Below are 14,113 nucleotides of genomic sequence, written 5' to 3'. Positions count from 1 at the left end.
TTAATTGTTTAGCACTCAAATATTGACAATGCTAATAAAGGTGTGTATACTGTCTTTAGCATTTAAATTACTAGAGTGCTAAAGGAGCGTATAAAAATGTCAGATAAGAAAGAATTTAAAGCAGAGTCTAAAAGACTTCTCGATTTAATGATTAATTCTATTTATACTCATAAGGAAATCTTCTTGAGAGAATTGATTTCAAATGCAAGTGATGCAAGTGATAAGCTTTACTATAAAGCGTTACAGGAAAATATTACAAGTTTCTCAAGAGAAGATATGGCTATCAACCTCATTGCTGATAAAGAAAATAGAACCCTTACAATTGCTGATGAAGGTATCGGTATGACTAAGGAAGAATTAGAAGAACATTTAGGTACTATCGCAAATTCTGGTTCTTATGAGTTCAAGAATGCCTTAGAAAAAGGTGTAAGCGATGTTGATATCATTGGTCAGTTTGGTGTCGGTTTCTATAGCGCCTTCATGGTTGCTGATGAAGTAGAAGTTTATTCTAAGAAATATGGTGAAGATAAAGCATATTTATGGAAGAGTGATACAAGTGATGGCTATACTGTTGAAGAAGTAGAAAAGGCAGAACATGGTACTACAATCATTCTTCACTTAAAGAAGGATACAGAGGAAGAAGATTATAGTAAGTATCTCGATCAGTATGAAATTGAAAGACTTGTTAAGAAATATTCAGACTACGTTCATTACCCAATCAAGATGGATGTGACTACTTCTAGAAAGAAGGAAGACAGTGATGAATATGAAGATGTTGTAGAAAACAAGACTTTAAACTCACAGGTTCCTTTATGGAAACGTCAGAAGAAAGATATCACAAAAGAAGAATATGATGAATTCTATAAGGCTAAATTCAATGATTTTGAAGCTCCTCAGAGAGTCATGCATAATGTTGTAGAAGGTGCTGTTTCTTATACGTCATTACTATTTATCCCATCTAAAACACCTATGAATTACTATTCACAGGATTATAAGAAAGGCTTACAGCTTTATTCTCGTGGTGTCTTCATCATGGATCATGCAGAAGATTTAGTCCCTGAACATTTCAGATTTGTAAAGGGTCTTGTTGATTCACAGGATTTAAACTTGAATATCTCTCGTGAAATGTTACAGCACGATAGAAAGATGAAGGTTATTGCAAATAAGATTGAAAAACGTATCCAGACTGAACTTGAAAAGATGCTTAAGAATGACCGTGATGAATATATAACATTCTTTAAAAACTTCGGTATGCAGTTGAAGTTTGGTATTTATAACAGTTATGGCATGTTGAAAGATAAACTTCAGGATTTATTGATGTTCTATTCTTCTGATAAGAAAGAACTTATTACATTAAAGGAATATGTAGAAGCTATGCCTGAAAATCAGAAGGAAATCTATTATGCTTCTGGTGAAACAGTAGAAAAATGTGATTTATTACCACAAGTAGAAGCAGTTAAGTCTAAAGGCTATGATGTTCTTTATATGACTGATAATGTGGATGAATTCTGCTTACAGATGATGAGAGACTATGATTCTAAGACATTCAAGAATGTCACTCAAGGTGATTTAGACTTAGAAACAGAAGATGAAAAGAAGGAACTTGAACAGAAGACTGAAGATAACAAGCCATTACTTGAAATCGTTAAGAAGGCTTTAGGTGATAAGGTACAAGATGTTAAGTTATCTCATCGTTTAAAATCTCATCCAGTATGTCTAGCAAGTGGTGATGGTGTTTCATTTGAAATGGAAAAGGTATTAAACCAGATGCCAGATGCACAGGGTATCAAAGCTGGAAGAATTCTTGAAATTAACCCGGATCATGATTTATTTAAATCATTACAGTCTGTTTATGAAAAAGAACCTGTAAAGATTGATGAATATGCATCTATCCTATTTGATCAGGCTTTACTTATTGCTGGATTCTCTATTGATGATCCTGTAGATTTCTCTAATAAGATCACAAAGCTTATGATTGAGGCTTCTAAATAACAATTTGATTTGATATAATGAGAGCAGAAAAGAGGGATTTTTATGAAATTATTCTTATCTGCTCTTTGTTTATGTGCGAGCGGGTTATTAATATTTGTTTCTTATAAATTGATTTATGCTTATACAATGATTGACCAGTTTCATGATGCATCATTAAAATGGATTGAAGCATTAAAAGAGAAGGATGAAGACTTAGAAAACATCCAGATGATCTTGTCTCAATATGAAAAACCAATTGATTTTACTTATAAAGTTTTTCATAAAATACACTCTTTTGTGAAATAAATCGTTTAAAGTTTGCGAATAACATAAATATATATAGAAAATATAGATTTTGCATAAAAATATGAAAAATATCATTTTTCTTGTTGACAATTAAAATCGTCTGGTTATAATAAGACACATACAAAGAAAACTCAATGACAAAGAGAGTAGTTTAACTGGAAATTGCAGCGAGCTGGCGTAGGTGAGAGGTCAGCATGGAAAGTTGAATGAACCGCACTTTTGAGAGGATGGTCTGAATACATAGGATCATCGGTGTTCCGCCTTAAGGATAAGAGAGGATTTAGGAATAAATCAAGAAGAGTGGTACCGCGTTAATTGACGTCTCTTGCGAAAGCAAGAGGCGTTTTTGTTTTCTTAATATTAAAAAAGGAAGGGCATATTTATGAAAAAATTATTAAGCGTAGTATTAGTTATGTTACTTGCTGTTGGAATGACTGGTTGTGGATCATCATCTAATGGTAAAACTGAATTATTAATTGGAGTATCTCCAGACTATCCACCATATGAATCTTATAACAATAAGAAAGAAGTAGTTGGATTTGACGTTGATATGACTAAAGAATTAGTTAAGATCATGAATAAGAATGGTGGTAACTATTCTTACAAATTTAAACCTTTAAGCTTTGATGCTATTTCATCTTCAATCACTTCTGATCAGGTTGATTTAGGTATTTCTGGTTTCACTTATCATAAGGAATGGAAAAACATTCTTTGGTCTCATGCCTATAACACTTCTGAACAGATTGCTTTAGTAAAAGGTGATTCTACTTTCTCAAAAGTATCTGATCTTGAAGGTAAGAAGATTGGTGCTCAGTTAGGTTCTACTGGTGTAGATGCTGCAAAAGATATTAAAGGTGCTAAAGTTACTACTGTACAAAATGCTAAGATCTTAGTAGAAACTTTAAAATCTGGTGGATTAGATTCAGTTGTTCTTGATGGTGCAGTTGCAGAAAACTATGTTAAGAATGCTGGCTTAAAGATGATTGATGAACCATTAATTAAAGAAGAAAACATGATCATCACTAAAAAGGGTAACGACAAGTTAATGAAAGACGTTAACAAAGCAGTTGATGAGTTTGTTAAGTCTGACAAATACAATGAATTAAAAACTAAATGGGGTTGCTAATTTATTAATCACATAAGTGCAGACATGTTCTGTCTGCACTTAATTTTTTATTGTTAAGGAGTCAATGCGAATGAAAACAATTATGGATATTCTTACGCCGTCTAATATTCAATTCATGATTTTCACTGGTGCAAAGTATTCTCTATTACTTGCAATAGGGGCTTTGTTCTTTGGTGTTATTCTTGGAATTATTGGAGCGGCTTTAAAACTTTCTAAACATTTTGTATTAAGAGCAATCGGTAATGTTTATGTAGAAATCTTCCGTGGTACGCCGATGCTATTACAGATCATGTTCTTATACTTGGCAGTACCTACTGTTGTTCAGTCTATTACAGGACAAAGATTCCAGGCTGATCCATATGTATGTGGTTTAATTGCTATGAGTTTAAACAGTGGTGCTTATCAGGTAGAATTAATTAGATCTGGTATTTTAGGTGTTGATAAAGGTCAGTGGGAAGCATGTGAAACAATTGGGTTAAACTATGTTCAGACCATGCGTTATGTTATCTTACCACAGGCATTTAAACGTATTATTCCACCTCTAATTAGTGAATTTATTACATTAATTAAGGATTCATCACTTATTTTCACAATTGGTGCAGTAGAATTGCTTGCTACTGCAAGTGTTATTGGTGCCAATACATTTAACTATCTTGTACCTTTAACTGCAACAGGTGCTATTTATTTAGTAATGACACTTTGTATTTCAGCTATTGCAAGATATGTAGAAGGGAGATTAGCTGTCAGTGACTAACGATATCATGATCCAGGTGGATCACATTACAAAAAAATTTGGTAAATTAAAAGCTGTAGATGATGTTTCTCTTACATTAAAGAAGGGTGAAATTGTCTGCCTTATTGGACCTTCAGGTAGTGGTAAAAGTACAGTATTAAGATGTATTGACCATTTAGAAAAGCCTGAGGCAGGTTCTATCTATATTGATGGTGAACTCTTAAAAGAAGGAACACCTGAATATACTAAACTTAGAGGAAAGATGGGATTTGTATTCCAGCATTTCAACTTATTCCCTAATATGACTGTATTAGAAAATCTTACTTTAGCACCATTAAAGGTTATGGGTATGACTGAAGAAGAAGCTAATGCTGTAGCTATCAAGTACTTGCAGAAAGTAGGTCTTGAAGATAAGAAGGATACTTATCCTAATAAATTATCTGGTGGTCAGAAACAGAGAGTGGCTATTGCAAGATCTCTTTGTCTAAATCCAGAAGTGATGTTATTTGATGAACCTACAAGTGCATTAGACCCAGAAATGGTTATCGAAGTATTAGAAGTTATGCAGGATCTTGCTAAACAGGGTATGACTATGATGGTTGTGACTCATGAAATGGGATTTGCTAGAACTGTTGCAGATCGTGTTGTATTCTTAGAAAACGGAAAAATCGTAGAAGAAAATGATTCAGAAACTTTCTTCTCTCATCCAGAAAGTGAAAGAGCGAAAGATTTCTTATCTAAGGTTATGCATTAATAAATAAAGGAGAAAGAAGACGTGTATTTAAAGGAATTTGATGTAGAAACATGGATGACGAACCATGAACAAAATTGTCAATACAATTTAGCCGATACATGTGTATCAGATATGTCCATTCATGAATTAGAATCTCTGATTCAAAAAGATCTTATGGGAGATCTTATGCATATGCGTATGGATTATGGACCTATTACAGGCTCAGATTCTTTAAAGGATGCGATTCTTTCTTTATATAAGACAGGAACAAGAGATAATATTGCAGTCGCTCATGGGGCAATTAATGCCAATGAACATGTAATGGATACTTTACTCAATAAAGGAGACCATATCATTGCATTAACACCTTCCTATGAGCAGTTCTATTCTTATCCAGCATCTTTAGGATGTGATTATGACTTAATAGAACTTGATGAAGACAATAACTGGGAACCTGTCATAGAAGATTTTAAGAAGCTTATTAAGCCTGAAACAAAGATGTTTATATTAAATAGTCCTAATAATCCTACGGGTACTGTAATTAGACAATCTTTGATGGAAGAATTAATTGAGCTTGCAAGAAGTCATTCTATCTATATTCTTGTGGATGAAATCTATCGTGGTATGAATAATACTCTATGTGATAGTATTTCTGATATGTATGAATTAGGTATTGCGACAGCCTCTTTATCTAAAGTCTACTCTTTTGCAGGTCTTAGATTAGGCTGGATCAAGGGACCTAAAGAACTCATTGATGAAATCAATTTTAGAAGAGATTATACAATAATCTCTACGGGTCCATGGAATGATTATTTGGCTACTGTTGTATTAGAAAATAAGGATTTAATACTTGATAGAAGCAGACATATCATTGCTGAAAACAAGAGAATATTAAAAGAATGGCTTGAAAAAGAAGACCTTGTTGAATGTGTCATACCAGAAGATGGTACTGTATGTTTCTTACATTATTTATTTGATATGCCCTCAAAAGAAGTATGTGAGAAATTACAGAATGACACAGGTGTATTCTTTGTGCCAGGTATGGCATTTAATAAGGAATACCATTTACGCTTTGGTTTTACTTCAGATTCAAAAATAATCAAGGAAGGATTAGAAACATTTTCTTCCTGGATTCATTCGCATATTAAAGAAGCAGATTAATTGCTTCTTTTTTTATTATATGCAAATCATTTGCATATTCATTGACATAGAAATGAGAATCATTATAATACAATATGCAAATCATTTGCATCGGAGGTATTCTATGAAACAATATCGTACTAAATATAAAGATGTTATTATTGACTATATGAAGCAGAATGAAGATCATCGTTTATGTGCTAAGGATATCTATCAAGCATTAGTTGATAAAGGATTAAATGTGAATCTTGTGACAGTTTATCGTAATTTAGATAAATTATCACAGCAGGGATTATTACAAAAGCATACACTTTCAGATGAAGACAGTGTGTATTATCAATATGCCAGAGAAGAAAAGTGCAATCATCATCTTCATTTATTATGCAAGAAATGTGGGAAAATAACTCATTTAGAATGTGATTTGATGGATATCATTCGTACTCATTTACTAGAAGATCATGGCTTTGAGATTGATTGTAAGGATTCTACAATTGTAGGATTATGTAAAGATTGCAGGGAGACTACTCATGCTTAAAAGGATTGGTTTATTGATTCTCTCTTTATTATTGATGACAGGTTGTACAACAGAAACTAAAAAGAAATCATTCAATATTGTTGTCACTAATTTTCCTTGTTATGATTTTGTTCGTGCAATTACTAAAAATGATCCAGATATCTCTATAAAGATGCTTATTAAACCAGGAATGGATTCTCATTCCTATGAACCAACACCACAGGATATGGTTGCTATTAAAGAGAGTGATTTATTCTTTTATGTAGGAGGAGAATCAGATGATTGGGTAGATAGCTTGCTAGCCGATATGGATTCTAAAAGAATAGTTAAAATGTTGGATCTTGTATCTCATCTTCAACATGAAGAGCATGTTGAAGGGATGGAAGAAGAAAAACATGAAGAACATGATGAACATGAAGAAGAATATGATGAACATGTCTGGACAAGTCCTAAAAATACAATGGAGATTGTCGAAGGATTAAATAAAAGAATGTGTGCTTTGGACAAAAATCATGCTTCAAAGTTTAATAAGAATACTGAAAACTATATTGAACAGATTGCGTCTGTTGATTATTCATTTAAACAAGTAGTTAAAAATGCGAAAAGAAAAGATATAGTTGTAGGAGATCGTTTTCCTTTGCTCTATTTTGCGAAAGAATATGGTCTTACATATAGTGCAGCATTTCCAGGATGTTCTGAACAGACCGAACCAAGTGCTGCAACAATTTCATACCTCATCGATAAGGTCAAGAGGGATCACAACCCTGCTATATTTAAAATTGAATTATCCAATGGACAGATAGCACGTACGATTTCTGAAGAAACAGGTACAAAAATACTCACTATTCAAAGCATGCATAATGTGAGTGCAGAAGATTTTAATAATGGTGAAACATATGTTTCAATCATGCGTAAAAACGTAAAGGCAGTAAAGGAGGCACTTCAATGAAGACACTTATAAAAGTGGAACATTTACATTTAGGTTATGACAATCAAGAAGTGATCAATGATTTATCTTTTGATATACAACAAGGTGATTTTATTACCGTATTAGGACAAAATGGTGCAGGTAAAAGTACCCTTATTAAGGGGCTACTTGGTCTTATCAAACCTATGGCAGGACAGATCACATATTATATGAATGAAAGAGAAATAGGTTATATGCCTCAGGAAACTAAGGTAGATCGCCACTTTCCTGCCTCTGTATATGAAATAGTATTATCTGGTGCATTAAATAGAGTTGGTTATCGACCATTCTTTAACAATAAAGAGAAGAAACTTGCAGTAGAATGTTTAAAGACACTACATATAGAGAATTTAAAAAACAGTTCTTTTGGAGAATTATCAGGAGGACAAAGACAGAAGGTCCTACTTGCGAGAGCCCTCTGCGCAACAAGAGAATGTCTTGTTCTAGATGAACCTTCTAATAATTTGGATTATGATTCTAAAGAAGAATTTTATGCTGTCTTAAAAGAACTTCATCAAAAAGGTCTCACTATTATTATGATTACTCATGATTTAGCCTCACATGAAGTCATTGGTAACAAAATTCTTCATCTAGATAAGGATAACTATAGAATGGAGGAAGTAAAATAATGAGTCCATTACTCCATATGTTCAACTATACATTTATTCTTCGTGCATTTATTGTCGGTTTACTCATTTCATTATGTGCAGCAATGCTCGGTGTAAACCTAGTACTTAGAAAGAATGCGATGATTAGTGACGGGTTATCCCATGTTTCTTTTGGTAGCTTTGCGATTGCAACAGTACTTGGCGTAGCACCACTTTATTTAGCTGTGCCAGTCGCAATTATTGCGGCAGTGGCTATTCTTAAACTCAACAACAATCATCATATTCATGGTGATGGAGCGATTGCAGTTTTATCATCGAGTTCACTTGCTATTGGAATCATGGCTATCTCACTCACAAGTGGTGTCAACACAGATATCAATAACTACTTATTTGGTAGTATCCTCTCACTCAATAATCAGGATATGATAATTAGTATTGTATTGTCTTTGGTTGTATTAATACTCTATGTCTTCTCTTATCACAAGATGTTTGCTTTGACTTTTGATGAAGACTTTGCGAAAAGTACAGGTATTAACGTAGAATTCTACAACATCATTATTGCGATACTTTGCTCATTGACAATTGTACTTGGTATGCGTATGATGGGCGCATTACTTATTTCAAGTTTGACAATCTTCCCTTGTCTTACATCCATGTATTTCTGCAAGGATTTCAAACATGTTGTTATTTCATCGGCCATCCTTTCTTCTATTTGTTTTATTATTGGTTTATCTATTTCTTATCTCTATGCGGCTCCAACAGGTGCTTCTATTGTCATTGTGAATCTCGGTGTTTTATGTATGACACAGCTAATACATAATGTCAGTACAAAATAGTAATTAAGGCTTTTCATTATCTTATAATTCTTATATAATGTTTACTCGTGGGAGCGTAAGAATATGGAAATCGATTTATCAAAGCCGCTTCCTGATGAAGTTGTATTTATCCTTCGTTCTAAAGCGTATGAATTTCAGAGGGATGGCGTAGAAAAGATTGTTGCACAAGATATTGAAGATTACCTAAGAAATGTCACATGGAGAAACAAAGTATCCCTTTCTTTTTGTGATATGATTGATGATATTATGTCTTTGCAGTTCTCAACAATTTTTGAATATCTACAAGCTAAAGTCATTAAGGAAGCAGAAACTAAAAACTTAGCAGACTTTCAAAGTCTGATCATGAAATAACTCATTATTTCAAATAAAGGTGGCTTAAAAGCCACTTTTTGATTAGAACACTTATTTTGACTTTTATGCCTATATTTATTAATATGTAAGGTAGTTAATTTTGAAGAGGTTAGTTATGAAATATAAAACAATACAATTAAGCCATACAGAAGAAATTATGCAGAAATATGGTGTCAATTCTTTAATGGCTAAAGTAATAGAAAGTAAAAAATTAGATCAAAAACAATTTGAAGCCTTTATGGATCCTCATCTTATATATCATGATTTCTCTTTGTTTGAAGAATCTGACGAAACACTCGAGCGTATTGAAGAGGCCATAGAGAATAAAGAAAAAATCTGCATTTATGGAGATTATGATTGTGATGGTATTCTTGCGACAACTATTCTTGTACAGGCTTTTCATGAACGAGGTGTAGAAGTAGGCTATCATATTCCAAATCGCTTTACAGATGGTTATGGCCTTAATACAACTCGCGTAGAACAGATGGCAGAAAAGGGCTATTCTTTGATTATTACTGTAGATAATGGAATCAAGGCATTTGATGCAGTAGAAAAAGCAGGAGAGCTTGGTATTGATGTGATTATAACTGATCATCATACATTTGATGCTGAAGTACCTGTAGCTTATTCTATTATTCATACAAAGATGTCACCTCGTTATCCTTTTAAAGAAATATGTGGTGGCTTTATAGCTTATAAGCTTGCAGCCGCTCTTTTAAAACATCATGATCCCTATTTATTTACTTTAGCAGCTATTACAACTCTATCTGATATGATGCCATTATTGGATGAAAATAGAAGCTTGGTAAAACGTGGCTTACAATTCATGAAACAATATAAATACCCGGCATTAGAACTGTTAAAAGGAAGTAGAGACTATGATGTGACAACCATTGGTTTTACAATAGCGCCTCGTATTAATGCCTTTGGCCGTTTACCTGAACTCGTAAATCCGGTATGCTTAGTAAAGTACTTTTTAAAAGGGACAAATCCTGCCTACTTAGAAAAGGTATCAAATTATGCATCTAAAGTGAATTCTAAGAGACAATCCATGACGACTTCCTTATATAAGGAAGCAGTAACTGATACTACCTCACCTTGCTTATTCTATGGATCAGAAGATATGCATGAAGGATTAGTGGGACTTGTAGCTGGTAAGTACGCCAGAGAATATGAACAGCCTGCTTTTGTCATGCATTATGATTCTAAAAAAGAAATATATAAGGGAAGTGCGAGAGGAATTGATGGTTTTAACATCTATGATTTCTTTAAGCATCATGAAGATCTCTTTGTACAATATGGTGGTCATGCGATGGCAGGTGGTTTCACTATCACAAAGTCAAACTATCCTTTAGTCTATGATGCTCTTGTCAATGATTTACAGGGCTGTCATTTTGAAGTGAGTGAATCAGTGATTCCTATTACTCTTGATGATACGACTATTCATAATGTAGAAACTTTAAGTTTACTTGCTCCTTATGGTGAAGAAAATAAAGCACCACTCTTTATTCTGGAAGATGTTACGTGTAGTAGAGTAGACCGTTTGTCTGAAGGTAAACATTTGAAATTCCATTTAGGCGATGAACAGGTTTCTGCCTTGGCTTTTAATAAGGGACAGAAGTATGAGGAAGTTGTACATAAAGAGTCTATGACTTTGGTGGGTACTTTATCTATCAATGTTTTTAGAGGAAATAAGTCAATTAACTTTATTGTAGAAGAAATCTTATAATTTATGTGATCTGTAAGGATTTATTTTTGAATTTGTACTGTATTCATCATTTTGTAATGATATAATAATGTATTGTATAGGAGGAATCGTTATGGATTTTAAACAGCATATTGCATCTATTCCAGGATTTCCAAAAGAAGGAATTATTTTTAGAGATGTAACACCTTTATTAGAAGACAAGGATGCATTCAAAGCTTGTATTGATGATTTAGCAGCACATGCAAAGGATTTAGGCGCTGACATCGTTGTTGGACCTGAATCAAGAGGATTCATCTTTGGATGTCCAGTGGCTTTAGAATTAGGATGTGGTTTTGTACCAATCAGAAAGCCCGGAAAATTACCAAGAGAAACAGTGAGCAAGAAGTATGATCTAGAATATGGATCAAATGAAATCTTCATGCATAAAGACAGCATCAAGCCAGGTATGAAAGTATTGATCGTTGATGATTTACTTGCTACTGGTGGAACTGTAGAAGCAGCTGCTGCACTTATTGAAGAAATGGGTGGAGAAGTTGTTGGTATGGAATTCGTTATTGAACTAGAAGAATTAAAAGCAACTGAAAAATTAAGTAAATACAATATTTATTCTCAGGTTAAATACTAATAGAAAACTCCTTTTTTGGAGTTTTTTATTTAAATGAATTTATATTTGTGATTAACACAAATAAATAGGAAATATCAGAATTAGTGAAGTGATATTTGTATCATTCCATTCTTAGTCTCTTTTTGTTATTAGGAAACTATGTTATAATTGAGGCGAAAAACCCATAGGCTTGCCTATGGGATGAAAGCCACATAATTTTTACTTAAGGTTTCCACAGAGTAAATATATAATGTATGTATAAAAATAGAAAAGACTTTTTAATCAATGGGAAGACCAAAATCAAATAATGTTCAAGTAAACATATCTATTCTTGTGGAGTGGAAAATAGGACTTGAAAACCTTGCACGTATCTATTCTGTTGAGAAAGGCGAGACTATTACATTTCTTGATCTTATGCGTAGAGGCATTCAGGGAAAATATCAGCTTAAAGAGCAAGGTGATGAGTGAAGAAAAATATCGCAGTGCTTCACATTGTAGATATCTAATACAATATCATATAGTGTCCTAAATTCAGATTTTCGTAGATGTGCCACAGACTGTTGCTCCTTATGCGATGTGGCTAGAACTCTTAAAAGTATCAGCGCTATCGAATTATTTAAAGTGTATCCACAGCTAAAAAGTTCTACGCAGGATGTGGAGCTTTATGGTCAGGAGGGTATTTTGTCTCAACTGCAGAACGCATAAGCGAAGCTGCAGTAATCAAGTATATCGAGGAATAAAAAGATGATAAGTGACGAAGAATACAAAAAGGCTCTAAAACAATTTCATAAGCTTTCTGATAGACATATTTTAGCTGCTGAAACTGATATGTCTTCTTCTGATATACAAAAAGTTGTAAAGCTTTCAGATAAGATCAGAAAAGCAGATAACGAACTTGTAGGTCTAATGAGAAAGAATTATGACCAGCTTATGCGTACCAAGAGGTATCGTAAACTGCTTAAATTATATGGTTCTACGAAAGACAAGAAAAAACGTAAATATTTTGCTGGACAGCTCAATGAAATGCAAAAGCAGTATGATGTTACCTGGGATTTTTGTAGAAAATCAATGATATATATCGGTAAGAAGTATAATATAGATGCGATCTTTGCCCTTACTAAAGCTGAAGATATTTGGCGTGGCATGGAAAAATGTTTATATGGTAATGGTAATATCTTACATTTTTCTAAATACGGAGACCTGCCCTGTATAAGGGCAAAACAGATAAATCGTGGTATCCCTGTATTCGTCAAGGATAATAAGCTACAATTCAAACTTGGCAGGACTGTATTTGGAATAAAGATCAATGATAGATTTCAGACAGATGAAGTGAATGCAATATTGGATTATCTTGCTGAACCTGAGATCATGAATAATAAGGCTGTGCAGACATTCATGGATGAAGCGTACTGTATTGATACATATAGACCATGCTATGCTACTCTTGTACCAAAATTAATTCGCGGTAAATACAGAGTATATCTACATTTAACCATCGAAGGTAGGGCAAAACCTAAATATGATAGATTCGGCAATCCAAGACATAAATATGGCAGAGGAATGATCGGTGCTGATATAGGAACACAGACAGTTGCCTATACTTCCACTACAGAAGTAGGACTTAAAAATCTTTCAGAGCGAGGCAGAAGTATTCAAAAATCTGAACGATTAGAAAGACTATATTATCGTGCTATGGACAGGTCAAGACGAGCAACTAATCCTCAGAATTATAATGAAGATGGTACAATTAAAAAAGGCCGCAAAACTTGGAGATATTCCAATCATTATAAGAAACTAAAAGAAAAACATTCTGAATTATATCGTATTAATGCGATAAATAGACAGTTTGCTATAAACGAAGATGCTAATCATTTAAGGAGTCTTGGTGATGTATTTATAACAGAACCCAGAAATGCAGGTAATCTTATGAAAAGAGCCAAGGAAACTACTGTTAATAGCAGGGGTAAGTTTAATAAGAAGAAACGTTTTGGCAAGTCCATAAAGAATAGGTGCCCTTCTGGTTTTCAGGCTACTGTAGAAGAAAAGTTCAAGAGCACAGGTGGTACATATATAGAAGTGCCCAATGATTATAGAGCATCACAATATGACCATATAGCAGATGATTACATAAAGAAGAAATTATCTGACAGGATGTATCATCTGGCAGATGGAACTCTAGTACAAAGAGACTGGTATTCATCATTTCTGCTGTACTGCTATGATTGCAGGACTAAGAATATAGATAGAGACAGATGTATTTCAGAATTTGAAGAGTGTTACAGTAAGGAAGAAGCCTTAATTAAAAGAATTAAAATTAATAGAATCAAAGTATTGAATAGTGGAATCAAAATAGCATAAAATAAACATCAGGGAGATTGATTATACTTCCATATCGCAAGATAGAAATTTACCGTTAATGTGGTCGTTGGACTGCTTGGTAATAGAAGTTCTTACTTAAATAGATTTACACTTGTATTCCAAAGTCTGAAAATGATGTACGATTACAAGCTAAACTT

Annotated in this window: 15 protein-coding genes and 1 other annotated feature; all 15 genes read left to right on the top strand. The window is 33.4% G+C overall.

Annotated elements, in window-relative coordinates; translation table 11 throughout:
* The first annotated feature begins 96 nt into the window (after positions 1–96).
* The 15 genes from htpG (at position 97) to NQ499_RS07750 (ending at position 13,955) form a co-directional block, all read left to right on the top strand.
* A complete protein-coding gene (gene htpG / locus NQ499_RS07820; RefSeq protein ID WP_040389867.1) occupies positions 97–1,992 on the top strand; it encodes a molecular chaperone HtpG in 1,896 nt (631 codons plus the stop codon).
* A 42-nt stretch (positions 1,993–2,034) separates the two neighbouring features.
* Positions 2,035–2,277, top strand: coding sequence for a hypothetical protein (locus NQ499_RS07815; RefSeq protein ID WP_006505700.1), 243 nt, complete (start codon positions 2,035–2,037; stop codon positions 2,275–2,277).
* Positions 2,278–2,402: 125 nt separating this feature from the next.
* Positions 2,403–2,606 (top strand) — a binding site (T-box leader).
* A 53-nt stretch (positions 2,607–2,659) separates the two neighbouring features.
* Positions 2,660–3,403, top strand: coding sequence for a transporter substrate-binding domain-containing protein (locus NQ499_RS07810; RefSeq protein WP_006505701.1), 744 nt, complete (start codon positions 2,660–2,662; stop codon positions 3,401–3,403).
* Positions 3,404–3,473: 70 nt separating this feature from the next.
* A complete protein-coding gene (locus tag NQ499_RS07805) occupies positions 3,474–4,157 on the top strand; it encodes an amino acid ABC transporter permease (protein ID WP_040389868.1) in 684 nt (227 codons plus the stop codon).
* A 7-nt stretch (positions 4,158–4,164) separates the two neighbouring features.
* Positions 4,165–4,890, top strand: coding sequence for an amino acid ABC transporter ATP-binding protein (locus NQ499_RS07800; protein ID WP_040389876.1), 726 nt, complete (start codon positions 4,165–4,167; stop codon positions 4,888–4,890).
* A gap of 21 nt (positions 4,891–4,911) precedes the next feature.
* The gene (locus tag NQ499_RS07795) at positions 4,912–6,030 is read left to right on the top strand and encodes an aminotransferase class I/II-fold pyridoxal phosphate-dependent enzyme (RefSeq protein WP_006505704.1); all 1,119 of its coding nucleotides are present in this window, start codon (positions 4,912–4,914) and stop codon (positions 6,028–6,030) included.
* A 103-nt stretch (positions 6,031–6,133) separates the two neighbouring features.
* A complete protein-coding gene (locus tag NQ499_RS07790) occupies positions 6,134–6,544 on the top strand; it encodes a Fur family transcriptional regulator (protein WP_040389869.1) in 411 nt (136 codons plus the stop codon).
* A complete protein-coding gene (locus tag NQ499_RS07785) occupies positions 6,537–7,472 on the top strand; it encodes a metal ABC transporter substrate-binding protein (protein ID WP_006505706.1) in 936 nt (311 codons plus the stop codon). The genes NQ499_RS07790 and NQ499_RS07785 overlap by 8 nt, the downstream gene beginning before the upstream one ends.
* Complete coding sequence (locus tag NQ499_RS07780; protein WP_006505707.1) at positions 7,469–8,119, top strand: metal ABC transporter ATP-binding protein; 651 nt, start codon at positions 7,469–7,471, stop codon at positions 8,117–8,119. Before NQ499_RS07785 ends, NQ499_RS07780 begins: the two co-directional genes overlap by 4 nt.
* Positions 8,119–8,934 carry a metal ABC transporter permease gene (locus NQ499_RS07775; protein ID WP_006505708.1) on the top strand — a complete coding sequence of 272 codons (816 nt, stop codon included), beginning with the start codon at positions 8,119–8,121 and terminating at the stop codon, positions 8,932–8,934. Before NQ499_RS07780 ends, NQ499_RS07775 begins: the two co-directional genes overlap by 1 nt.
* A gap of 63 nt (positions 8,935–8,997) precedes the next feature.
* Entirely contained in the window at positions 8,998–9,285 is a 288-nt protein-coding gene (locus NQ499_RS07770) for a post-transcriptional regulator (RefSeq protein WP_006505709.1), read from the top strand.
* Between the two features lie 115 nt (positions 9,286–9,400).
* Positions 9,401–11,014, top strand: a complete 1,614-nt coding sequence (gene recJ, locus NQ499_RS07765) for a single-stranded-DNA-specific exonuclease RecJ (protein ID WP_006505710.1) — start codon at positions 9,401–9,403, stop codon at positions 11,012–11,014.
* Between the two features lie 91 nt (positions 11,015–11,105).
* Complete coding sequence (locus tag NQ499_RS07760) at positions 11,106–11,618, top strand: adenine phosphoribosyltransferase (RefSeq protein ID WP_040389871.1); 513 nt, start codon at positions 11,106–11,108, stop codon at positions 11,616–11,618.
* A 264-nt stretch (positions 11,619–11,882) separates the two neighbouring features.
* Positions 11,883–12,065 (top strand): hypothetical protein, encoded by a 183-nt coding sequence (locus NQ499_RS07755; protein WP_006505712.1) that lies wholly within the window; start codon positions 11,883–11,885, stop codon positions 12,063–12,065.
* Positions 12,066–12,341: 276 nt separating this feature from the next.
* Positions 12,342–13,955 carry a hypothetical protein gene (locus tag NQ499_RS07750; protein WP_259848471.1) on the top strand — a complete coding sequence of 538 codons (1,614 nt, stop codon included), beginning with the start codon at positions 12,342–12,344 and terminating at the stop codon, positions 13,953–13,955.
* Positions 13,956–14,113 lie beyond the last annotated feature (158 nt).

This window comes from Catenibacterium mitsuokai (assembly GCF_025148785.1).
In the GTDB taxonomy this organism is placed as follows: domain Bacteria; phylum Bacillota_I; class Bacilli_A; order Erysipelotrichales; family Coprobacillaceae; genus Catenibacterium; species Catenibacterium mitsuoka.
The sequence above is the reverse complement of the archived record's forward strand: the minus strand, read 5'-3'. Positions and strand labels throughout refer to the sequence as shown.